Genomic DNA, 22130 nt, shown 5'->3' on the forward strand with positions numbered 1-22130 from the left:
CTTTTCCACCTTAGTCTTGAGCATCTCGACCTTTTTGAGGGAAAAGCCCTCTAGGTCTTTTTTGAATAAATAGGATAATAAATACAAGGATAATAACTTTTGCTAAAACTGCCCCTGCAACTGGTTCTATAAATTTGTTGATTTCTCCAAGTGTAATTGCACCAATTAGTGTTCCCCATAGGTTACCAACTCCACCAAATACAACAACCATAAAACTATCTACAATATATGCTTGTCCTAGATTTGGTCCCACATTTGTAAGTTGAGATAATGCAACCCCTGCAATACCAGCAATACCTGAACCAATACCAAATGTCATAGCATCTATCCATGAAGTTTTTATCCCCATTGCCTGAGCCATTTGTCTATTTTGTGTAACAGCTCTAACTTTTAAACCTAATGAAGTTTTATTTAAAACCATTAAGATTCCAATAAATACCAAAATAGCAAAGATAATGATATATAATCTATTGTATGTAAGTGAAAGTGCACTGTTTATCTCCAATGCTCCACTCATCCAATCAGGAGTTTTAACCTCTTGATTTAGTGGAGAATAGATTGTTCTTACTATTTGTTGTAATATTAAACTAATCCCAAATGTAGCAAGTAAAGTCTCAAGTGGTCTTCCATATAAGTGTTTAATTACAAGTCTTTCAATAATAATACCAACTATACCACTTACAATAAATGCAGCAGGAATAGCTACAATAATTGAGTATTCTATTAAGTTTGGCATAATTTGTTGAAGAGTATATGTAGTATATGCTCCAATCATCATCATCTCACCATGGGCCATATTAATAACTTTCATTACACCAAATGTAATTGCAAGTCCAATAGCTGCAAGAAGTAAAACAGAACCCATACTAAGACCAAAAAATGCTTTTTCTAAAACACCATAATATGATCTGATTGTTTCAACAGATGAAATTGAGCTATTTGCAGCTTTTTGTAACTCTTTACTAATACCCTCTTTATTTGCAATTGTTTTTAGTGTTGCTAGAGTATCTGAAGAGATAAAATCACTTAAGTCTTTAACTGCTTTGATTTGCTCTTCACCACTTGAATATTTTGCTAAAATAATTGTCTTAGCTTCAAGTAATACCTCTTTTACTTCACTATCTTTCTCTTTTGATAAAGCTTTTTCTATTAACTCTTTTGAGTCTTCATCTACATTTGATAAGATATTTTTTGCTGATTTAAGCCTTATCTCTTTCTTTTTTGAGAAAAGATTCATCTCTGCTAGATTTGATTTAATAATACTTCTTAATCTATTATTTGTTTTTACTTTTTTAAACTCTCTTCTATTTTGTGGTTTAAGCGTTTTACCCTCTAAAAAAGTTTTTGTGTGATAAGTACTTCCCTCTTTTTTTTCTAGAAGTACAAATATTCCCTCTTTTTTTGTATAAAGAAGGTCACCCTCTACCATCTTTTTAAGTAAAATCTCTGTTCTGTCATCTTCTGCATATTTTTCAACTAATTCTTTAACAACTTTTGCTTTTGTTTTAAAAGATTGTGTTTTTAATTTTTCGATATCAGTTTCAAAATTTGCAAATAGTGAGCTTAAGAAAAATAAATTAAGAAAGATTATTTTTAAAAAATTGATTTTCATATAAGTGCCTTTTGTAAAAAAGAGAGGAGAAATTAGTAGGAGATAAACCCCTCTCTTTTTTTAGATTTTTAGTAGTTTTGACCTGAACACTTTTTAGTTACAGTGTTGTAGTTACCACAATTAATTGGTGCAGTCCAGTCAGCAATTACATCTTTTGAAGATGGTAAGAAATCTGACCAAGCATCACCTGGAACCTCTTCTGTTGAGAATACAGTTTCAAATTGACCATCTTCTTGAATCTCACCAATAAGTACTGGTTTTGTTAAGTGATGGTTTTTAAGCATTTTTGCTGTTCCACCTGTTAAGTTAGGAACTTCAAGACCAATAATAGCTTTACTTACAGCATCAACATCAGTAGTACCAGCTTTTTCAACAGCTTTTACCCAAAGGTTGAAACCAATATATGTAGCTTCCATAGGGTCATTTGTAACTCTTTTGTCATCTTTAATGAATTTTTTCCAAGTTTTGATAAACTCATCATTTAAGTCAGATTCTGCACTTTGGAAGTAGTTCCACGCAGCTAAGTGACCAACTAGAGGTTTTGTATCTAAACCTGATAACTCTTCTTCACCAACTGAGAAAGCTACAACTGGAATATCTTCAGCAGAAATACCTTGGTTACCTAATTCTTTATAGAAAGGAACGTTTGCATCACCATTGATTGTAGAAACAACTGCTGTTTTCTTACCTGCATTACCAAATTTTTTGATATCACTTACAATACTTTGCCAATCAGAGTGACCAAATGGAGTATAGTTAATCATAATATCAGAAGCTGGAACACCTTTAGCTTTTAAATAAGCCTCTAAGATTTTATTTGTTGTTCTTGGATAAACGTAGTCAGTACCAGCTAAAACCCATCTTTTAACACCGATTTCATTCATTAAGTAATCAACTGCAGGAATCGCTTGTTGGTTTGGCGCAGCACCTGTATAAAATACATTTTTAGAAGACTCTTCACCCTCATATTGTACAGGGTAGAATAATAGTCCATTTAACTCTTCAACAACTGGAAGAACTGATTTTCTAGAAACTGATGTCCAACAACCAAATGTTACATCAACTTTATCTTGAGTTAATAATCCTCTCATTTTTTCAGCAAATAGTGGCCAGTTTGAAGCTGGGTCAACTACTACAGGCTCAAGTTTCTTCCCTAAAACCCCACCTTTTTTATTTTGTTCATCAATTAACATTAAAACTGTATCTTTTAATGTAGTCTCTGAAATTGCCATTGTTCCAGACAGTGAGTGTAATACACCAACTTTGATAGTATCAGCAGCGTGAACTAACATTCCACCTACAAGGGCAGATGTTACAATTGCTTTTGCAAACATTTTCTTCATTTGTACTCCTTTGTGATTAAATATCATTTTGATATTCTATGGTGGAAGTATAAAAAAGTTGTGTTGTCTTAGTGTTGTTTTTTTTAAAACATTTTAAAATTGTGGTATATTATTTATACAAGCTAGAACATAGTTTAGAGATTTCACTAAATTGAAACTTGTTTACAAATGTAGTTATAGTGGTCTTTGTAAAGCTATCTACTTTATTTTCTTCAAGAGTTTTAAGGATTGAGTTTCCATCAAGTTTTGTTGCTAAATCAGCTATTTTTCTTGCTATATCTTCTTCTAAAACAATTGTTTTTTGTGTAGTTGTTTCATTTTCATATTCAAAATCAATCTTTAAAAACTTTTGTAGGGCATTTGCTATATCTTTTTCTTCAAAAGGTTTAGGTACAAAAAAGTCTGCTCCACTGTTTAAGGCTTTTTGTTTATCATCTTCAAATACATTTGCAGATATTGCAATAATAGGGATATCCTTTGTTTGTTCTTTTCCTTTTAATATTTTTGTTGTTTCTATCCCATCTAAATTTGGCATAAGAATATCCATAAATATTAAATCAAAATTTGATTTTTCAATATGAGTTAATACTTCTTTTCCATCATTGGCTTCTATAGTATTTATATTATAAGAGTTTAGAAGTTGAACCAATAAATCTCTATTTGCTTTTGTATCATCTGCAACTAGTATATTTATATTCTCTGTAGATTTTACTTTTATAATATTGTTTTTTGTATTTTCTTCTTCTAGTACAAAATCAATCTCTTCTATTATAAGGTTGAAACTAAAAGTACTACCTTTTTCAAGTTCACTTTGTGCCTCAATTTTACCACCCATTTTTTCTATAAGCTCTTTTGTAATAGCAAGTCCTAATCCTGTACCTTCATGTTTGTGGGTTTTTTCTTCTATTTGTTCAAAGGGTTTAAATACAATCTTTAGGGCTTCTTCAGACATACCAATACCTGAATCACTAATATCAACTAATAGTTTTAAACCTTCTGCTTTGATATTTGCTTTTATAAATCCTTCATTTGTAAATTTTAAAGAGTTTCCTAATATATTAATTAGAATTTGTCTTAATCTTTTTTCATCACATCTTATATATTTTGGAACAGATTTATCAATATTTAGACTAAAGTTTAAACCCTTTGCTTCACATCTAGAAGTAAACATTGATTCTATCTCTTCTAAAAGTCTAAATAGATTGAAATCATTTGGATTTATATTTATTTTTCCTGCTTCTATTTTTGCAAACTCTAATATCTCATTTATTAAAGATAATAGGTGTTGCCCACTACTGTATATTGTATTTATATTTTGTTTTTCAGAGTTTTCTATTTGGTTTGATTTTTTTAATAAAGAGGTAAATCCTAAGATTGCATTTAGAGGTGTTCTTAACTCATGGGACATATTTGTAAGAAATATAGATTTTGACCTATTCGCTTTTTGTGCTTCAATAGTAGCTTTTTTTAGTTGATTCTCATACTCTTTTCTTTTTGTAATATCTGAAAAAACAACAACTGAACCCTCTAAAACACTAGAATTATTTGAATAAATAGGAGTACTTATATAATCTATTGGAAACTCTTTATTATCTTTTGAGATAAATGTTTGTTCCTCTTTTTGAACCAACATTAATCTCTCTTTTTGTTGTGCTGTTTTAGAAAAAAGATGTTTTGCAATTGTTTTATTTAGGTATTTACCTATCAATTCTTCAGAATCATATCCTAAAAGGTTTGAAGCTGTTGGATTAACAAATATAAATCTTCCCTTTGAATCAAGTCCAAAAATCCCTTCCCCAGCAAGATCAAGAAGTCTTTTATTTTGTTTTTGTGATTCTATTAGTTGAATGGCATTGTCTTTAAATACTTCAACTGCTCCAATCATCTCACTCACCTCATCCATAAACACTTTTTGTGGTAAGTCTATATCCATATCATTTTTTGCTAGTTTTAACATCCCTTTATTTAACATCTCAACCGGATGTATAATTCTATGTAAAACAATAAATATAAATGAAAATACAAAAAGAACAATTAAAAATAGTACAGCTATTGAAAGGTATGTTTCCATTTTTTTAACAGTTTCATGGGCTTCATCTACTCTTAACTGTGTTCTTGCTTCAAAGGCTTTATAAAACTCATTTAAAGGTTTCATAATAGCTATTTTTGCCCTATGGTATTCATCTGAGTGCATAATCTCTCTAGCGAGTTTAAAATCAGGCTCTTTTTTTATTGTGTAGTTTCCATTTTCATCTTGAAATATACCTTTTATGGCATTCATAGCTTTTGTTTCAAGATTTGTTAAGTCATCAGATTCTTGTTGAGATTTATATAAAAGTGCTAATTCCTCTTCTGGGAAACCTGCTTGTTTCATTAACACCTTTAAAGGGATTTTAGCTCCATCAAGTTCAGGTTTACTTCCATCTAAGGTATAAAAGTCCCAAAAAATTCTATTATAATATTTTGGTCTTTCTTTTTTGCCATTTCTAATATCAAGTACAGTATGAAACTGCTCTTTAAACATCTCTTTACCTGTTATTACATGAGTTCTTGCCATCCTTGTTAAATCATCACTACTTTGTCTTAATTCATCAGCTAGGACAAGGGAACGATGTTGCATCTTATAAGCATTTTCAAGTTGGTCTACTGCTCTTTGATACTCACTTAATATAAATACAACACTTATAAGTGCACTACTGTTTATTATAAGTAAAAGTATAAATAGTTGTTTAAGTTTCATACAGGTTGTTTATTTTCTTTCTCTTTTTTTAAGTTATAATAACTAAAATCACAGAAGAAATTAGAGGTTATATGACTAAAAAATATACTATATTGATTGTTGATGATAAGTTAGAAAACCTACAATACTTAAATAAAGTACTTCAAGATGAAGATTATGATATCAGAGCTACACCTGATGGAATGATGGCTTTAGAAGCTGCTAAACTAAATACTCCTGATTTAATCCTTTTAGATATAAAGATGCCAAATATAGATGGATATGAGCTTTGCCGACTTATAAAAAAAGAGGAAAATCTAAAAGAGATACCTATCATATTTATTTCAGCTCTTGATAGTGTAGAGGATAAAGTAAAAGCTTTTGAAGAGGGTGGAGTTGATTATATTACAAAGCCCTTTGAACCAAAAGAGATACAAGCTAGAATAAAAACCCAATTAGAGATTCACAAAAGTAAAATTATGATTGCTAGACTTTTAGAACAACAAGATTTATTTGTTAAAAAGATTATGCATGAGATGAATACTCCGGTTTCTATTATCTCTTTAAATAGTGATTTAATAGAGCAACAATATGGACCATCAAAACAAGTTGAAGCTATAAAGGCTTCAGTTAAAACCTTATCTTCTATTTATGGCGATCTTTCTTATAAGATAAAAAAAGAGAGTAGAGAGTATAAAGTATCTAAAATAAATCTTTTACATTTTATAAGTTCAAGAGTTCAGTTTTTTGATGAGTTAGCAAATACTAAAGATATTCATATTGATTTGGGATACAATGAAGAGTTAGAGATATTTATGAATAAATATGAGTTTGAAAGAGTTATTGATAATACTTTGAGTAATGCCATAAAGTATAGTAAAGAATCTGGTGAAATTAATCTATTTTTTGGAAAAGAAAATGGTAAACACCTTATTATAATAGAAGATTTTGGTATTGGTATTGAAGATACAAGTAAAGTGTTTGATGCTTATTATCAACAATCAACTAAAAAACTAGGATTAGGTTTGGGTTTAAATATAGTAAAAGAGATCTGCGATAAATATGAGATTGAAGTTGAGGTAGAAAGTACTAAAAATATTGGAACTAAATTTATATTTAATATTGATTCTGTTGTAAAGAGTAGTATATGAAGATATTTTTATTAGAAGATGATTTCTCTCTTAACAGACTTATTTGTAGTGCCTTAGAGGATAGAGGGTTTTTTGTTACAAGTGTAGATGATGGCTATGATGCTATGACTCATGTATTAAACAATAAATATGATTTATATATTTTAGATATAAATGTACCAGGCTTTTCAGGACATGAAGTTTTAGAGCAAATAAGAAAAGTACATGAGAGTTTGCCAGTTATAATTGTAAGTGCACAACTTGATATAGATAATATCTCAAAAGCATATGATTTAGGATGTAATGATTATTTAAAAAAGCCCTTTGAGCTTGAAGAGTTGATGCTTCATATTAAATACCATATAAAAACAATTTTAAATAGTGATGTGGATAAGGATATAATTGATTTAGGTTCAGGCTTTAGTTTTGATTTAAAAGATCAATCTTTATATAAACATGGTCATGAGATTGTATTAACCCAAAAAGAGAAACTTCTATTAACTCTATTTATCAATAATCTTGATAAAACTGTTACCTCTGAGATGATACATGAATATGTATGGGACAACAAAGAGATGGAAGCAGTTAGTATGAGAAGTATGATTCATAAACTTCAAAAAAAACTAAAAAGTGGTATGATTGCAAATATAAGAGGTGTGGGATACAAACTTATAAGTAAGAATATACAATTATAAATTTATATATCACACTTTGAACAATCAAGGTGTCTTTCATCTACTGTACATACAATACATTTATGAGCAAGGTCACTTTCTCTAAACTCTCTTGTTACAGTACAGTTTTCATGTAAGGTAGCCATATATGATACGTTTAATACTGGATCATAAGCTAAACTGTTTGCGATTTCTGTATTTAAAGCACTATTTTGTGCTAAAGATCTTCTAACACCAATACTTTTTGAGTTTGATAGTTTCTTTAAAAGTTTTAAATCAGTTGAATTTAAGGCTTGATGAATTTCATTATGATGTTCTTCTATATTAACTTTATAATGGCTCATATTATCTCCTAATAATTTTATAAGATAATATTATTATATATTTATAGCATGAATATAGCGAAATAGTTATTTTTTAATAATTTTTAAAATTTGATTGAGAGAAAGGGGAATTAACCCCTTTTTTTATTAGAAATTTTGAACGTTTGCCGCTTCTTCTCTATCAGCCATTGAGATATCAGCAATAAATTTTTGTTCTTTTACTTCAGGTAACATAAGACCTTTTTTCTTGTGCTCTCTAATTTTATATACACCCTCTTCATTTTTTTCTGCATAATATTCATTGAATTCTGCAGTATAAGGCATATCCCAAACAATAGCACCTTCAGTTGGACATGCTTCAGCACATCTTGGAGCGTCAGCGTGATCTACACACTCTACACATGATTCTGGTTTAACATAAAAGTAATCTTCATATGGATTCTTTTCATGACCCTCTTCTAAGATTGCTGCAACTGGACACTCTGGTGCACATGCTTCACAACTAATACATTCTTCTGTAATTCTAACTGCCATTTTTTCATCCTTCGCTTTAAAATATAAAACTAAAGATGCAATAACTATTCCATTATTAATCTAAATGGTTATACCAAGCTGATAGGTTACTTCTTTTAAAGGATTTTTTTAGATAAAACTCTTTTGCATTAGTGTTATCATTGTCACACACTAATTGCACTCTTTTTATATGGTGTTTATTTGCATATTTTTTTAGATACTCAAAAAGGTAAGTTCCTATTCCCATATCTCTATAATCATCACTTACGATAAAATCTTCAATAAGTCCAGTTTTAGCTCCAACTGCTGTAGAGATAATTGTTTGCATGGTAACCATTGCAACAACTTCTTCCTCAAATTTTGCAATTACAACAAGTGATTCTTTCCTTTTTAATAAAAGTTTTAATCCCTCTTCATGTTTTGCTTTGTCAAAGTGAAAATCTTTTTCTATGGTAAATAGTTGTTTAAGAAGGGGGATTAATGAGTCTATATCCTCAATCCCCGCATTACATATTTGTAGATTATTTTTTAATATCACTGTAGCTTATCTCTTTTTTGTCTGTAAGTTTTTCATCTCCAGGCTTTTTATAAATTAGCTCTATCTCTTCTTCTTTATTTATATACTCTTTTGTGATTGTACATGAACCTAAATTCTCTTCTGAAGGTATTGTATATTGTAATGGAAGCATTATCTTTTCAATGATACCTCTTAGTCCTCTAGCTCCAACATCTTTTTCAACTGCAATCTCTGCAATCTCTTCTAGTGCACTATCACTAAAGTTAAGTTCAACTCCATCCAATTCAAAAAGGATTTCATATTGTTTTGTAATGGCATTTTTAGGCTCTTTTAAAACTCTTATTAAATCTTCCCTTGATAGTTTATCAAGTTCAGCAATAACAGGAATTCTTCCCATAAACTCAGGAATAAGTCCAAAATTGATAAGCTCTTTTGGCTCTATCTCTTTTTTTATCTCTTCTTCATCTTTACCATTAACAAATCCCATCACTGAAGCTTTTTCTTTCTCTTTATCTTTTCGTAAGCCTACAAAAGCTCCCCCACAGATAAATAAAACATGAGTTGTATCAAATAATACAGTTTCAGCAGTTGAGTTTTTTCTACTTCCTTTTACTGGAACATAAACATCAGCACCTTCTAATATTTTTAGAAGTCCTTGTTGTACACCCTCTCCACTCACATCTCTACCACTTGTAGCACTTTCACTTTTGTTTGCAATTTTATCAATCTCATCAATATAAACTATACCTCTTTTTGCCTTTTCAAGGTCAAAATCTGCAGCAGCTAAAAGTCTTGAAAGGATAGATTCTACATCTTCACCCACATAACCAGCTTCTGTTAATGCTGTTGCGTCTGCAACTGCAAAAGGTACATCCATGATTTTTGCTAAGGATTTTGCTAAAAGTGTTTTACCTGAACCAGTAGGTCCAACTAACATAATATTTGATTTTTCAATCTCTACATTTTTAATAATAGGTTTATCAATTCTTTTATAATGGTTATATAAAGCAACAGCTAAAACTTTTTTAGCGTCATCTTGACCTATTACATATTCATCTAGATGTTCTTTTATCTTAATAGGTACATTTAGACCTTTTTGAAACTCTTTTTTTGAAGTTTGTACAGCTTCTTTTTCTAAAACAGATGAACACATAGTGATACACTCATCACAAATATGTGAAGTTTCACTACTAAATATTTTTTTTACTTCTTTTATCTCTTTCCCGCAGAAGTCACAGGTACTTGTTTTATTCGCCATGGCTATCTATAAATTCATCAATACTCATTTTAATATTTTCTAATGAATGAGTTTTAATAAATTTATCCTCTTTTTTTGTTAGTTCTTCTTTATTTAAAAGTGTAAGTCCACCTTTAAGACCAATTGTTACTTCATTTGCTACCATTCTAAAGGTATCTCTTGAAAAATCAACTCCCATAAAAAGATATTCTTTATCTTTTCTGTACTCTTTTAGTACAGGAGGAATTGCATATCCACCCATAGCTTCAGTTAACCAATCAACAAAGTCTGCATCTGAAATGATAAAATTCATTTCTGGCTTTGTTGAACCCATTGGTTTAAATAGAATTGGTAGATCTAAAGATAAGGCCTCTTTTTCTACTTGTTTATATTCACTTGTTGATACTTCATATTTATAAATAATAAATCTGTCATAATCTGCTGTAATTCTAGAGATTCCTGTGATTAAGAAGTGATCACAATCACTATATACTTTTTGTAATGAGTCATCAACAGTAGTATCGATTACATATTTTGGTTTAAATTTTGATAACCATTGGTAAACTTTTGGTACTTCATACTCTTTTGAACTAAAGATATGATTTGTCATTTGAACAACAAACTCTCTACCTTTTCTTTGTTCTAAACTCATTGCAGCACGGCTATACTCATACATTAGCCTTGGACTCATAGCTCTACCGTTATTTAGTGCTAAAATCATTGAGTCGCTATCAAATGGTAATTGTGTACCATCAGATGCTATTGTACCTTCAAATACACCCATTCCTAAAAATGGAATTAAGGTACCATTTTTTAATTTTTCAATAATATCATCCATGACATCCAACTCCTGTGTAGGATTGATATACCTTATTAAGTTCAACTCGTACTCTTTCCATATCAAGAGGCTTTTCTAAATCTTCAGGTATATCAATATGATAAATGGCTCCATCTTTTCCAATTATAAATAAAGCCTTTGTTAATTTGTTTTCCATAGACCCACTTACAATTTTCGTTCCGTACATCTCTCCAAACTCATCATTTACATCAAAAACTGGAATTATTCTCTTTAATTTGGGTAATTCTATCTCTTTATTAAAAAATAGATAAGTATTTATTTCTACTTTTGAATCATTCATAAAGTTATCAAAAGATTCTATTTCCTCTTTGAAATCTTCAAAATTTGGAAATGATATAAATATTTGAATAGTTCTATCTGGACTTGCTTTTTTTATAGTGAATTCTTGTCCTTCAATATTTTCTACATCAACATCTTCTGCCATATAACCAATATCAATTATCTCATCTGTAATTTTAAACTCTTCATTTTTATAAATCATTTGATATCCCATATTTTTTGATTTTATAACCAATTTGTCTAAGAGTAATACCTAACTCTTTTGCCGCATGGGATTGATTAAAGTTATTATTTTCTAAAGCTGTTTCTATTGCTTCTTTTTCTATCTCTTCTAAAGTTTTATTTTCCATAGGGATAGTTTTATACTCTTTTTTAAGATTAGCATCATTAAGTGCAGGAAGAAGTAATAACATATCAAATTTATTTATTCCATCTTCATTACCCATTAAAACTATTCTTTCTAAAGTATTTTCAAGTTCTCTTACATTTCCTGGCCATGGATAATGCATAAGAATCTCCATAGCTTCATCAGTGATTTTTACAACTTTTTTATGGTTTTTAATGGCTCTTTCAAGGAAAAATTCAACTAATTGTCTAATATCATCTCCCCTTTCTCTAACAGGTGGTAAATCTATTGGAATTACATTTAATCTATAATATAAATCCTCTCTAAACTCACCATCTTCAACCATCTTCTCAAGATTTCGATTTGTTGCTGCAACAAGTCTAACATTTACTTTTATTGTTTTGCTTCCACCAACTCTTTCAAATTCTCTTTCTTGTAAAACCCTTAGAAGTTTTACTTGGGCTGATGCTGAGATATCCCCAATCTCATCTAAAAATAAAGTTCCCCCATCAGCTAATTCAAATCTACCTTTTCTTGTTTCTCTTGCATCTGTAAATGCACCTTTTTCGTGTCCAAATAGTTCACTCTCTAATAATGTATCAGTAATAGCAGCACAGTTAAGTTTAATAAATGGCTCATCTTTTCTTTTACTTCTTTTATGTATTGCAGCTGCTACTAACTCTTTTCCTGTACCAGTTTCTCCTCTAACTAATACTGTAACATCAGATTGAGCGATTCTTTGTATTACTTGGAATACCTGTTGCATTTTAGGGCTATCTCCAATAATATCTCCAAAGTTGTGAACTTTTGAATCCCATTCCATTTTATAATAAAGTTTCAACTCTTTTAATCTCTCTTTCTCTCTATTATTTAGTTGATAAGAGTAAATTGATTGTGCAAATATTGAAGCGATAATTGTCAATATTCTAACACAGTCCTCAAAACCTATTTCTGTACTTTTTGTAAGTGCTGCTCCTAATACTCCAATTGTCATATCTTCTATAACTAAAGGTACTGCAACATAAGATAGGTTATTAAAATCTTTTTTCCCAGATTTATTTAAAAATAGTGAATCATTATGTATATTTTCTACTACAACAGGTTCTTTGGCTTCTGCTGCCATACCAGTAACACCCTCTCCAAGCTTATAACATGAAAGTTTTTTTTGTATTGATGAAAGTTCAACTGAGGCAAAAACATTAAGCATTTCATCCTCTTCTAAAAGGTGAATAGTACAGTTTGTAAGATTTAGTGAGTTTTTTAAAATCTTCATTGATTTTTCCAAAGATGTTTTCAAATCATAATTGTTTGCCATCATTGAAGCTATATCATAAAGTGTTGTTAATTCTCTTGTTGTTAAACAGCTCTCACATGCAGATTTATCCATTAATGCCATTATTGAACTCCTTTTGCAGTATAAACATTAGATTGTATAGTTATTATATTATAGTATAAAAATTAGGGTATTTATAGTATTTTCATGTCTATAAAATACCCAATGAATGATTAGTCAGCTATCTTTTTGCAAACTTCCTCTTTAGGTAAGTTTTTAGGCCCTGGTTGTATCCACCAAGTTTCACCATTTGAAAGTTCAACTTCTCCACCCCAGTTTTCTTCAGTATCAAACTCTAGTGCTTCTATTGTTTCTTCCATATCTTTTTTTGCAACATAAAAATATATTACACCGCTATCTTCTCTAAGCATTACTTTTGCCATATCTTCTCCTTTTTTTAAGTTAAATTACACTTTAGTGTTTATTGATAATAAGCTCTCTTATTCTATTTAAGAGATCTTTTTCTTCTAATTCTAATTTAAAGAAACCTTTTTTTATCTCTTTTATTAAAATATGTTTTGCATATTTTTCTTTTGTTTCTTCATAATCACTTCTGTGATGAGCTCCTCGGCTCTCTTTTCTTTTTTTAGCTGCTAAAATTACAGCTTCAGAAACTTCAAGTGCATTTCTTAACTCTAAAATTGAGATAAGTTCAACATTATTTCTTCTTTCTTTATTTATACAGTGTAGAGAATAAGATTGATTTCTTAGATATTTTATATAATCAAAGGCTTTAACTAAACTCTCTTTAGTTCTTAAAATACCTACATGTTTAAACATGGTATTTCCTAATGAAACTCTAATTGCATTAAAATTTTTTGATGTTTCTCCTGCAAAAATTTTATCTACATTTAGAATATCTTTGATTACAAGGTTATAATCAATAGTTGAAAAATCATGTTTTTTGGAAAACTCTAAGGCTTTTTGTCCTGCAAGTTCTCCAAATACAGTTCCCTCAAGAAGTGAATTTCCACCTAATCTATTTGCTCCATGTATTTTATTTGCTGCCATCTCTCCACAAACAAAAAGTCCATCTATTTTTGTTTGGGTCATATCACATAAAACACCACCCATTGTATAGTGGGCAACAGGTTTTATCTCTAATAGTTCACTACTTATATCAACTCCAACTTGATTAAAAGACACAGTATATAAAGAGGGTAATTTTTTTTGAATTTTTTCTAATCCTACGTGTCTTAGGTCAAGATAAACTTTTTGTCCCTTATTTTGTTGTTCTAAAATAGCTTTTGCAATTTTATCTCTGGTATCAAGCTCATTTACAAATCTTTCCCCATCGCTATTTACAAGATATCCACCCTCACCCCTTGCTGCTTCAGTCACAAGGTAGTTTGTTTTTGCAATACCTGTTGGATGAAATTGTACAAACTCCATATCTGTAAGAGTAAGTCCTGCTCTAAGAGCTACAGCTAAAAGGTCTCCTGTATAATCTTGGGCATTTGTAGAGTTTCCTCTGTATATTCCTGCATATCCTCCACCTGCTAAAACAACAGCTTTTGCTGGATAAACTAAAACTGTAGAATCAAGTCTTCTTAAAGATATCACTCCACATACTCTATTTGAATCTTTTATAACATTCATTACATATGTATTTACAAGAAATTTTATACCTAACTCTTTTGCTTTTTTTATCAAAGCTTGAGTGATTGCGCCACCTGTTTTATCACCTACATAACAAGTTCTATTTACACCTGCTCCTCCAAATGGTCTTTGAGCAATATCACCTTTTTCATCCCTTTGAAAAGGTACCCCGTAAGTAACTAATTTTGAAATTATTTCAGATGATCTTTTACACATATATGTGATACTTTTTCTATCTCCTAAGCCTTTTGAGGATTTAAAAGTATCTTCAATATGAGATTCTATAGCTTGTTTATCTTCGGGGTCTAAAACAGCATTTATTCCACCACTTGCCATTGCTGAGTTGGATTTAAAAATATTACCTTTAGTGATAATTGCTACTCTATTTGTATCTGTTTTAGCCTCAATTGCTGCCATAAGTCCAGCTACACCACCACCTACAACTAATACATCATATATCATATAATAACCTTTTATACTCTATACATTAAGTCGTAGTTTGCTCTAGGAGTTGCTTTGATTTTTGTTATCTCTAAATTCTCTCTTATGTGAATAGGTGCTTTTGATGCAAAAAGTGAGCTTATAATTCCTGGTGTTGATCTAACAAATTGTAGTGCTAGTTGAATATCATTTTTTAAAATCATTTTAGGATCTAATAGGTAACCAGTCTCTGGTTTAAATGATTTTTTGAATAGATTCATTTGAAGTAATGATGAACTTGATATTACTCCAATTTTAAGTCTATGTGCAGCTTGTAATAGTGTACACTCTTCACCATTTACAGTTTGTGATGGTAAAGTATATATTGATGTTTTTCCTATATTAAATGGTGTTTGAATATATTTAAAGTGATGCTTATCTCCACCAACTTTTTGTGCAATCTTTACTAAATCTTCTAAGTTTATATTCTCTCCACTTATCTCACTAATAAAACCATTCCATACTGCAACACCATAATATTTTATAAGTCCCATATTAACCATTTTTTCAAATCGTTTAAATATAGATTCTATCTTTTTTAAAAATTTATCATTTCCTAATTTTAGTAGTTGCATCTCTGGATTATGCAGATAATATATATCAAAAGTATCAATACCTACATTTTCTAAAGATTTTTTACATGACCACTCTATAAAGTCGGCACTAAGACAGTGCTGATCTAACTCTATATCATCTAGTGTTGCTAATTTAGCTTTTATTATATTTTCATTTATCCATTCATATGGATTTTCAGGAAATGGGTAATCAAGTTGGATAAACCCACCCTTTGAGCATATTATTAATTCTTCTCTTTTTACAGCATCTTCTTCTATTAATTCTTTTAGTGCAATACCTATCTCTTTTTCACTTTGTCCATATCTATAATTACTTGCAGTATCAATTAGATTAATACCTTTTTTGATTGATTCTTTAACCCCTTCAATATAGTGAAAAACATAGTTTTCCTCTTTATAAGGTTCTTTATTAAATGTTCCAAGTCCAAGTTTTGAAAAAATTAAATCATTATGTTTTATATAAAAATCTTTGTAGTTGGAAAATTTTTTAGCATAATTTACTGTTGCTTCTGTAGTTGCCACTTGCATAAGAATCTATCCCGTCTTTATTTTTTTTGTAAAAAATAAAAGAGTAAGGGGCATTGAATTCCTTACTCTTTAAATCTAATTTACAAAAGGTATTAATTTATATGCAAGAAGTGTTCCGTTGATTTTAATTCTTCTTATGCTTATAGTTTGCATATAAAATTGCAAGGGTAATATAAGCAATTAAAACTAGAGGAAATATTACTTTTTCTATATCCATGGGTAAACTCCATATTTTTTTAGAGTTATTGCAAGATATATTCCTCTAGTGAATAATTTTGATATTGCTACTTAAATTTGCCATACCACTTACATAAACTGAGCTAGTAACTACCCCATCTATTTTACAAGAAGCATACTCTTGTACATTTGAGAGATTAATCCCTCCAGCTGCTAAGATTTTTATATTTGGAAAGTGTTCATTTTTGTACATAACAAGTTTTTTTAAAGTGTCAAAATCTATTTTATCTAATTGTAAAGTATCAACTCCTGCTTTCATTAGCATAATACTATCTTCATACTCTTCACTTTCCACGGCAATTTTCTTTTCTGATGAGCTTTTTTTAATCCTTTTTATATCATCATAAAACTCATTTGAATCTTTATATAAAAGTCTATGCCCATCAAAAAATAAGATTGATTCTGAAAGCCCTAGCCTATGTGGGATTGCTCCACCAGCAATAGCTGCTTTTATACAAAATCTTTTTGAGAAAGGAAAAGTTTTTCTTGTGGTTAAAAGTTCACATGAATCATTTACTTCATCAATTAGTTTTTTCATCTTTTTGGCTTGTGTAGAGATTTTACAACTATACTCTAAAAGAATTTGAGTTAGTCTCCAAGCTTTGTGTATATCTGCATAAAAACCTGTATATTTTAAAAGAATATCCCCTTTTGATATACTTTCTCCACTTTTTACAAAATATTCAACATCGCAGTTTAACATTTGTGCAATTTTTGAAGCTTCCTCAGTGCAAGACACCACTATATCCTCTCTTGTGTAAACTTCTAATTGTGCTTTTTCATCCTTACAATTTTGTAAACTTGTAGTTAAATCATCGTATGGGATGTCATCTTGTATATATTTTTCTAGTTCTGTTATTGATAGGTTAAACATATATCCTCTTTTTTCATATATTTTATTATAATATTTTTTTCCTTTTTTCAAAAAAGTTAAGTGCCAAAAAGAATAAAAGTGATATAAATACTAATATTCCACTTAATATCATTGCTAAATCGTATTCTCCATCAAATACTGCATTGTATATGGCTAAAGATATGGTATCGGTTTTACCAATTATATTTCCACCTAACATAAGTGTAATACCAACTTCACCTAAAGCTCTTGCAGATGCAATTAATAATGCAACAATCAAGGCATTTTTAATAGTTGGAAGAATAATAAACAAAAATGTATATATCTTTGATTTACCACTTAAGTAAGAGGCTTCTTTTATCTCTTTTGGAAATTGTTCTATACTTGCTTGCAAGGGTTTAACCATAAGTGGAAGTCCTGCAATAAATGCTGCAATTATAATCCCTGTGAAACTAAAGATTATCTCAATATTTGCTTTTAAAAGTATTTGTCCTATAAAACTCTCTTTCCCTAAAAATAGAAGTAAAAAGAAGCCTACTGCTATGGGAGGAAATACTAAAGGTAAAGTAACTAAAGTATCCAAAAGCCACCTTAAAGGAAGCTCTTTTTTAGATAAAAGATAAGAGATAGGTACACCTAAAAGTAAAAAAAGAATTAGTGTTATAAGAAGAGTTTTAAAGCTTAGCCAAAGGGGATTGGAAATTTGTTCTAAGGCTATAGCTTCCATCTTATAGTCCGTATGCTTTAAAAATCTCTTTTGCTTTTGGTGTTTGTAAGAACTCTAAAAACTCTTCACACTCTTTTTCACATGAAGAGGTTTTTGCTGCTATAATCTCTATAGGTGAATAACTATTTGGATTAACTTCAATATATCCACCTATTTTATCTTTATTTTCTAATGCAGCTGTTAGGTTTATAATACTTGCATCAACCTCTTTAGTAAGTACATATGTTAAAGATTGAGGTACTGTTGCAACCACATATAATTTATCTTCTACATTTTTGTAAAGTTCTTCATTTTTAAGAAATTCCAATCCGGCAATACCATAAATAGCCTTTTTAGGTTGGGGCATTGCAATTTTTTTTATCTCTTTTTTTAATAAATCTTTTGATGAAGTAAGCGTTTTTCCTTTTGGATAAGCAATTACAACCTTACCTTTTCCAACACTTGAATACTCTTTTATATCAAGTCCACTTTTGTTTAATAAAAAGTTTTTATCACCTATGATTAAAGCAATGTCAGTTTGTTTTACTTGAGTAGAAACTTGTCTCATATTTCCAAAAAAACCATCTATGTTTTTTCCATCTTTTTCATACTCTTTTATTACTTTAAGAACAACTTTTTTATAACCAGCTCCTGCAGCTATTTTTAAATCATCTGCATTTAAAAAAAGAGTTGATATAAGTGTTAGTATCAATATTCTATTAAACATTTTTATCCTTTTTAATTTTGTTTTATCATTGGAGCAAAAGCTTTTGTACTAACATTTACTTTTTCTCCGATTTTTAAATCTTGGGCTTCTTCACTACTTATAACAATCTCAACAATTTGTTGACCAATTGCTACAATAGCCACATAGATTACATCAACTTTTGTTATTGCTAAAAGCTCACCTTCTAAAGAAAATTTTGCACTTCCTGTTGTTTGAAGTAGTATATCTTTTGCTTTTCCATCTTTTGTAACTAATCCTTGATTTAAAACAATTACTCTATTACTTAGTCTATATATTTCACTTGGGTCATGACTTACCATTATTGTTGTGGTATTAAACTCTTTATGAAGCTGTAAAATCTCATTTTGAAGCTTTGTTCTCATATTTGGGTCTAATGCAGACAAAGGTTCATCCATAAGTAAAAGTTTAGGTTTATTCATCATAGCCCTACAAAGACTTACCCTTTGCTTTTGTCCACCACTTAAACTATTTGGTAATCTTTTAGAAAGTTCTTTCAATTCTGTAATTTCAAGTAAATAGTTTGCTAACTCTTTATCTTTTGTTACATATAAAAGATTATCTAAAACTGTCATATTAGGAAAAAGGGCATAATCTTGAAAAACAAAACCAATTTTTCTTTTTTGTGGTGGCAAACAAAACTTTTCATTTAACCAAATCTCATCATCAACTTTTAGTGTTCCTTTTGCTTCTTCTAAACCTGCAAGTATTCTAAGTAGAGTTGTTTTTCCACTTCCACTAACACCTGCTAAAGCTAGAAAATCACCACTTTCTATTTCAAGATTTACATTTAAATCCATTTTTCCAGTAGAGCCATGAAGCTCTTTTTTTATATCAATTTTTATCATTTGTGAATTCCACTAAATTTTCTATTTTGTTTATGGTTAAAGATATATACACTAAGAAGAACAAGAAAACTTATTAAAACCATTAGTGCACTATAAATATGAGCAGCTTTGTAATCCATAATCTCAACAAATTCATAGATTGCAACAGAAGCTACTTTTGTTTCTCCTGGAATACTTCCCCCTACCATTAGTACAACTCCAAATTCACCTACTGTATGGGCAAAAGTTACAATAATAGCAGTCATAAGTGAGGGTTTTATATTTGGCAAGGCTACTTTTAGTAGTGTTTGTATTTTCCCTTTTCCTGCAATAAAACTAGCTTCAAGCATATTTTTATTTACACTTTCAAATCCACTTTGTAAAGGTTGTACCATAAATGGAAGTGAGTAAAAACAACTAGCTATAACCAAACCATAGAAGTTAAAAACCAATTTTACTCCAAACAACTCTTCAAAAAAAACTCCAAGTGGCGAGTTATGAGATAAAGCCCAAAGAAGATAAAAACCTAAAACAGATGGTGGTAGTACAATTGGTAAAGCAGTTATTGCTTCATATACTGGTTTTAGTTTTGACTTTGTTTGTGATAAATACCAGCTAAGTGGCATTGCTATTACAAACAAAATCAAAGTTGTAATTCCTGCTAACTTAAAAGAGAGTAAAAAAGGTTCAAACTCTAATGTTTTTAATATATCAATCATTTACTACGTCCAATATAGATAAGTCACTTGCTTTAAACAAAAGTGTAACATTATCATTTTCTTTTATTTTCATTCTATTTAAAGATGAGCTTGTGAATATAGATTGTAAATCTGTATCATTTACTCTTGTGTTTACAACTGTTAAAAGTTTTCCCTCTTCAATTTTTATAATTTTTGCAGGAAGCTGATTTGAGTAACTCAAATCCCCTTGTAAATTTTTTGCCATAGCTATATTTGTTGGTTTAACTGTTAATATAACTTTTTGACCTGTTTTTATTTTATCACTTAAATCAAGACTCATCATCTTTAATTTTAAATTAGAAAAATCAAACTCCACAATATTGAGGTTATCAATATTGTGAATTTGAGAAATAGTTGCAACTATTTTATTCATGGTACTAAATATCCGTAATCATTTAATATTTTTTTAGCTTTCGCACTTAACATAAATGTATAAAATGCTGCAGCACTAGGATTGTTTTCTGCTCTTTTTAATAAAACAATTCCTTGATTAATTGGTGTATAAAGTTTAGAATCAACATCTTCCCAGTTAACACCTTTTTTGTATTGTTTCATTTTATCACTATAAAGTGTTGATTTAGCTATAAAACCAACATCTGTTGCTGTTAATGCATATGTAACTGTTTGAGAAATTGATTCTGCAAATACTAAATTACCTTTAACTTCATCATAAACTCCACCATTTGTCATAGCTTCAACTGCTGCTTTTCCATATGGGGCTGTTTTTGGATTTGCAATTGCAATCTTCTTTATATTTGATTCTTTTACAAGATTTATTCCTTTAGAATAATCTAATTGTGAGTTACTTAAATATGCTAAAGAACCTTGAGCATAAATAAGTGGTCTTGTAACTGCTAAACCATCTTTATATAAAGCATTTGGGTATTTCATATTTGCTGCCATAAATAGATCATATGGTGCACCATTTTTAATTTGTGCAGTTAATTTACCACTACTTGTAAGTGTTTCAGTAACTTCAATATCTGGATAAATTTTATTAAACTCTGCTTTTAATTCACCAATTGCATAACTAACATTTGCTGCTACCGCAAGATTTATTTTATCTGCAAACACACTACTTACTAAAAAAACTAATACTAACGAAATCTTTTTTATCATTTTATTCTCCTATTAAATTATTTACCAACCATAATATCACTAGCTTTTATTACGGCACTAACTTTGCTTCCCTCTTTTAAGCCTAAAGTTTTTATTGAACTAGATGTTATAACTGATGCAATTTTATCACTTCCTCCAATATCAATAATAACTTCCGAATTAACTTCACCTTCATGAATACTCTCTACTACACCTTGGAATTTATTTCTAGCACTAATATTAAGTGTAAAATCTGTTGTTAAAAGTACTGTACTTGATTTAAAAATTGCTGTTACTTCATCTTCTACACAAAGACCCAAGTTAGTTACAGCCCCTTTTGTTATATTTGAAACTAGGGTATATCCACTTTTAAGTTTTATAAAAACTTCTGCATTTACCCTTCCTTCATTTATATATTCGACCATTCCACTTATTTGGTTTCTTGCACTTATTTGCATTGCTAATCTCCCAATATTTTTTAAGGTACCTGTATCAATATCAGCCATATTTTTTAAGTTGTTTAGAAACTTGTTATGTTCCTCTTTTAATACAAGGTATGTTTTAAGTATATTTTCTCCATATTGAGTTAAACTTGTTCCTCCTCCACCTTTTCCACCAGTTTCTGTATGAACTACAGGACTAGTTGATAGGTTGTTCATCGTATTGATTGCTTCCCAAGCTTTTTTATAACTCATTGGTACTTCTTTTGCTGCTTTACTTATAGAACCACACTTTTTAATAGCAAATAAAAGATCTATTCTTTTTTCTAGTAAAAAAGGTTGGTTAAGTAATTCTAGAGTTAAACTTGACGATATTTCCACTTTCTATCCTTTTGTTATATATTTAAGTATATAACG

General features: G+C 29.7%; 23 protein-coding genes. 2 read left to right on the forward strand and 21 right to left on the reverse strand.

Translation table 11 applies throughout. The annotated features are described in order from the left end of the window. Nucleotides 1–10 precede the first annotated feature (10 nt). From urtB to ACKU3H_RS03620, 3 genes are all read right to left on the reverse strand, one after another. Nucleotides 11–1612, reverse strand: a complete 1602-nt coding sequence (gene urtB, locus ACKU3H_RS03610) for an urea ABC transporter permease subunit UrtB (protein WP_320035611.1) — start codon at nt 1610–1612, stop codon at nt 11–13. A gap of 68 nt (nt 1613–1680) precedes the next feature. Next, a complete protein-coding gene (gene urtA / locus ACKU3H_RS03615) occupies nt 1681–2955 on the reverse strand; it encodes an urea ABC transporter substrate-binding protein (protein WP_320035612.1) in 1275 nt (424 codons plus the stop codon). A gap of 109 nt (nt 2956–3064) precedes the next feature. After that, nucleotides 3065–5695 (reverse strand): response regulator, encoded by a 2631-nt coding sequence (locus ACKU3H_RS03620; protein WP_320035613.1) that lies wholly within the window; start codon nt 5693–5695, stop codon nt 3065–3067. 71 nt (nt 5696–5766) lie between these two features. Here ACKU3H_RS03620 and ACKU3H_RS03625 point away from each other — a divergent pair, with 71 nt between their 5' ends. After that, entirely contained in the window at nt 5767–6825 is a 1059-nt protein-coding gene (locus tag ACKU3H_RS03625) for a hybrid sensor histidine kinase/response regulator (RefSeq protein ID WP_320035614.1), read from the forward strand. Then, entirely contained in the window at nt 6822–7499 is a 678-nt protein-coding gene (locus ACKU3H_RS03630; protein WP_320035615.1) for a response regulator transcription factor, read from the forward strand. Before ACKU3H_RS03625 ends, ACKU3H_RS03630 begins: the two co-directional genes overlap by 4 nt. A 2-nt stretch (nt 7500–7501) precedes the next feature. On the opposite strand, the gene ACKU3H_RS03635 is transcribed toward ACKU3H_RS03630, so the two are convergent. The 18 genes from ACKU3H_RS03635 to ACKU3H_RS03720 form a co-directional block, all read right to left on the reverse strand. Continuing rightward, a complete protein-coding gene (locus ACKU3H_RS03635; RefSeq protein WP_320035616.1) occupies nt 7502–7822 on the reverse strand; it encodes a hypothetical protein in 321 nt (106 codons plus the stop codon). 126 nt (nt 7823–7948) lie between these two features. Next, nucleotides 7949–8335, reverse strand: a complete 387-nt coding sequence (locus tag ACKU3H_RS03640) for a 4Fe-4S dicluster domain-containing protein (protein ID WP_320035617.1) — start codon at nt 8333–8335, stop codon at nt 7949–7951. Between the two features lie 55 nt (nt 8336–8390). Next, a complete protein-coding gene (locus tag ACKU3H_RS03645; RefSeq protein ID WP_320035618.1) occupies nt 8391–8852 on the reverse strand; it encodes a GNAT family N-acetyltransferase in 462 nt (153 codons plus the stop codon). Next, nucleotides 8836–10089, reverse strand: a complete 1254-nt coding sequence (gene clpX, locus ACKU3H_RS03650; protein ID WP_320035619.1) for an ATP-dependent Clp protease ATP-binding subunit ClpX — start codon at nt 10087–10089, stop codon at nt 8836–8838. Before clpX ends, ACKU3H_RS03645 begins: the two co-directional genes overlap by 17 nt. Continuing rightward, nucleotides 10079–10906, reverse strand: coding sequence for an SIR2 family protein (locus tag ACKU3H_RS03655; protein WP_320035620.1), 828 nt, complete (start codon nt 10904–10906; stop codon nt 10079–10081). The genes clpX and ACKU3H_RS03655 overlap by 11 nt, the downstream gene beginning before the upstream one ends. Continuing rightward, nucleotides 10899–11408: a hypothetical protein gene (locus tag ACKU3H_RS03660; RefSeq protein WP_320035621.1), complete on the reverse strand. Its 510-nt coding sequence runs from the start codon at nt 11406–11408 to the stop codon at nt 10899–10901. The genes ACKU3H_RS03655 and ACKU3H_RS03660 overlap by 8 nt, the downstream gene beginning before the upstream one ends. Then, complete coding sequence (locus ACKU3H_RS03665) at nt 11398–12948, reverse strand: sigma 54-interacting transcriptional regulator (protein WP_320035622.1); 1551 nt, start codon at nt 12946–12948, stop codon at nt 11398–11400. Before ACKU3H_RS03665 ends, ACKU3H_RS03660 begins: the two co-directional genes overlap by 11 nt. A gap of 110 nt (nt 12949–13058) precedes the next feature. Beyond that, the gene (gene nifT, locus ACKU3H_RS03670) at nt 13059–13268 is read right to left on the reverse strand and encodes a putative nitrogen fixation protein NifT (protein ID WP_320035623.1); all 210 of its coding nucleotides are present in this window, start codon (nt 13266–13268) and stop codon (nt 13059–13061) included. 31 nt (nt 13269–13299) lie between these two features. Further along, nucleotides 13300–14946, reverse strand: coding sequence for an FAD-dependent oxidoreductase (locus ACKU3H_RS03675; protein ID WP_320035624.1), 1647 nt, complete (start codon nt 14944–14946; stop codon nt 13300–13302). 11 nt (nt 14947–14957) lie between these two features. Next, nucleotides 14958–16067 (reverse strand): aldo/keto reductase, encoded by a 1110-nt coding sequence (locus ACKU3H_RS03680; protein ID WP_320035625.1) that lies wholly within the window; start codon nt 16065–16067, stop codon nt 14958–14960. Between the two features lie 262 nt (nt 16068–16329). Further along, the gene (gene modD, locus ACKU3H_RS03685; RefSeq protein WP_320035626.1) at nt 16330–17178 is read right to left on the reverse strand and encodes a ModD protein; all 849 of its coding nucleotides are present in this window, start codon (nt 17176–17178) and stop codon (nt 16330–16332) included. A gap of 25 nt (nt 17179–17203) precedes the next feature. After that, nucleotides 17204–17884, reverse strand: a complete 681-nt coding sequence (modB, locus tag ACKU3H_RS03690; protein ID WP_320035627.1) for a molybdate ABC transporter permease subunit — start codon at nt 17882–17884, stop codon at nt 17204–17206. A gap of 1 nt (nt 17885) precedes the next feature. Beyond that, nucleotides 17886–18590: a molybdate ABC transporter substrate-binding protein gene (gene modA, locus ACKU3H_RS03695; protein WP_320035628.1), complete on the reverse strand. Its 705-nt coding sequence runs from the start codon at nt 18588–18590 to the stop codon at nt 17886–17888. An 11-nt stretch (nt 18591–18601) separates the two neighbouring features. Beyond that, complete coding sequence (locus tag ACKU3H_RS03700; protein ID WP_320035629.1) at nt 18602–19456, reverse strand: ATP-binding cassette domain-containing protein; 855 nt, start codon at nt 19454–19456, stop codon at nt 18602–18604. Continuing rightward, nucleotides 19453–20154 (reverse strand): molybdate ABC transporter permease subunit, encoded by a 702-nt coding sequence (gene modB / locus ACKU3H_RS03705; protein WP_320035630.1) that lies wholly within the window; start codon nt 20152–20154, stop codon nt 19453–19455. The genes ACKU3H_RS03700 and modB (ACKU3H_RS03705) overlap by 4 nt, the downstream gene beginning before the upstream one ends. Next, on the reverse strand, nt 20147–20548 hold the full coding sequence (locus ACKU3H_RS03710) for a TOBE domain-containing protein (protein WP_320035631.1): 402 nt from the start codon (nt 20546–20548) through the stop codon (nt 20147–20149). The genes modB (ACKU3H_RS03705) and ACKU3H_RS03710 overlap by 8 nt, the downstream gene beginning before the upstream one ends. After that, nucleotides 20545–21291 (reverse strand): molybdate ABC transporter substrate-binding protein, encoded by a 747-nt coding sequence (modA, locus tag ACKU3H_RS03715; RefSeq protein WP_320036461.1) that lies wholly within the window; start codon nt 21289–21291, stop codon nt 20545–20547. The genes ACKU3H_RS03710 and modA (ACKU3H_RS03715) overlap by 4 nt, the downstream gene beginning before the upstream one ends. 20 nt (nt 21292–21311) lie before the next feature. Beyond that, a complete protein-coding gene (locus tag ACKU3H_RS03720) occupies nt 21312–22094 on the reverse strand; it encodes a TOBE domain-containing protein (RefSeq protein ID WP_320035632.1) in 783 nt (260 codons plus the stop codon). Nucleotides 22095–22130 lie beyond the last annotated feature (36 nt).

Origin of the sequence: Halarcobacter sp., assembly GCF_963675975.1 — a bacterium.
Taxonomy (GTDB): Bacteria; Campylobacterota; Campylobacteria; order Campylobacterales; family Arcobacteraceae; genus Halarcobacter.

What these genes read in the sequence shown, in the direction of transcription:
- urtA (WP_320035612.1), bottom strand. Translation starts at nt 2,955, where the DNA reads ATGAAGAAAATGTTTGCAAAAGCAATTGTAACATCTGCCCTTGTAGGT.
- urtB (WP_320035611.1), bottom strand. Translation starts at nt 1,612, where the DNA reads ATGAAAATCAATTTTTTAAAAATAATCTTTCTTAATTTATTTTTCTTA.
- ACKU3H_RS03620 (WP_320035613.1), bottom strand. Translation starts at nt 5,695, where the DNA reads ATGAAACTTAAACAACTATTTATACTTTTACTTATAATAAACAGTAGT.
- ACKU3H_RS03665 (WP_320035622.1), bottom strand. Translation starts at nt 12,948, where the DNA reads ATGGCATTAATGGATAAATCTGCATGTGAGAGCTGTTTAACAACAAGA.
- modB (WP_320035627.1), bottom strand. Translation starts at nt 17,884, where the DNA reads ATGGAAGCTATAGCCTTAGAACAAATTTCCAATCCCCTTTGGCTAAGC.
- ACKU3H_RS03700 (WP_320035629.1), bottom strand. Translation starts at nt 19,456, where the DNA reads ATGATAAAAATTGATATAAAAAAAGAGCTTCATGGCTCTACTGGAAAA.
- modB (WP_320035630.1), bottom strand. Translation starts at nt 20,154, where the DNA reads ATGATTGATATATTAAAAACATTAGAGTTTGAACCTTTTTTACTCTCT.
- ACKU3H_RS03680 (WP_320035625.1), bottom strand. Translation starts at nt 16,067, where the DNA reads ATGCAAGTGGCAACTACAGAAGCAACAGTAAATTATGCTAAAAAATTT.
- ACKU3H_RS03640 (WP_320035617.1), bottom strand. Translation starts at nt 8,335, where the DNA reads ATGGCAGTTAGAATTACAGAAGAATGTATTAGTTGTGAAGCATGTGCA.
- ACKU3H_RS03630 (WP_320035615.1), top strand. Translation starts at nt 6,822, where the DNA reads ATGAAGATATTTTTATTAGAAGATGATTTCTCTCTTAACAGACTTATT.
- clpX (WP_320035619.1), bottom strand. Translation starts at nt 10,089, where the DNA reads ATGGCGAATAAAACAAGTACCTGTGACTTCTGCGGGAAAGAGATAAAA.
- modA (WP_320035628.1), bottom strand. Translation starts at nt 18,590, where the DNA reads ATGTTTAATAGAATATTGATACTAACACTTATATCAACTCTTTTTTTA.
- ACKU3H_RS03675 (WP_320035624.1), bottom strand. Translation starts at nt 14,946, where the DNA reads ATGATATATGATGTATTAGTTGTAGGTGGTGGTGTAGCTGGACTTATG.
- ACKU3H_RS03635 (WP_320035616.1), bottom strand. Translation starts at nt 7,822, where the DNA reads ATGAGCCATTATAAAGTTAATATAGAAGAACATCATAATGAAATTCAT.
- ACKU3H_RS03625 (WP_320035614.1), top strand. Translation starts at nt 5,767, where the DNA reads ATGACTAAAAAATATACTATATTGATTGTTGATGATAAGTTAGAAAAC.
- ACKU3H_RS03710 (WP_320035631.1), bottom strand. Translation starts at nt 20,548, where the DNA reads ATGAATAAAATAGTTGCAACTATTTCTCAAATTCACAATATTGATAAC.
- ACKU3H_RS03655 (WP_320035620.1), bottom strand. Translation starts at nt 10,906, where the DNA reads ATGGATGATATTATTGAAAAATTAAAAAATGGTACCTTAATTCCATTT.
- modD (WP_320035626.1), bottom strand. Translation starts at nt 17,178, where the DNA reads ATGTTTAACCTATCAATAACAGAACTAGAAAAATATATACAAGATGAC.
- nifT (WP_320035623.1), bottom strand. Translation starts at nt 13,268, where the DNA reads ATGGCAAAAGTAATGCTTAGAGAAGATAGCGGTGTAATATATTTTTAT.
- ACKU3H_RS03660 (WP_320035621.1), bottom strand. Translation starts at nt 11,408, where the DNA reads ATGATTTATAAAAATGAAGAGTTTAAAATTACAGATGAGATAATTGAT.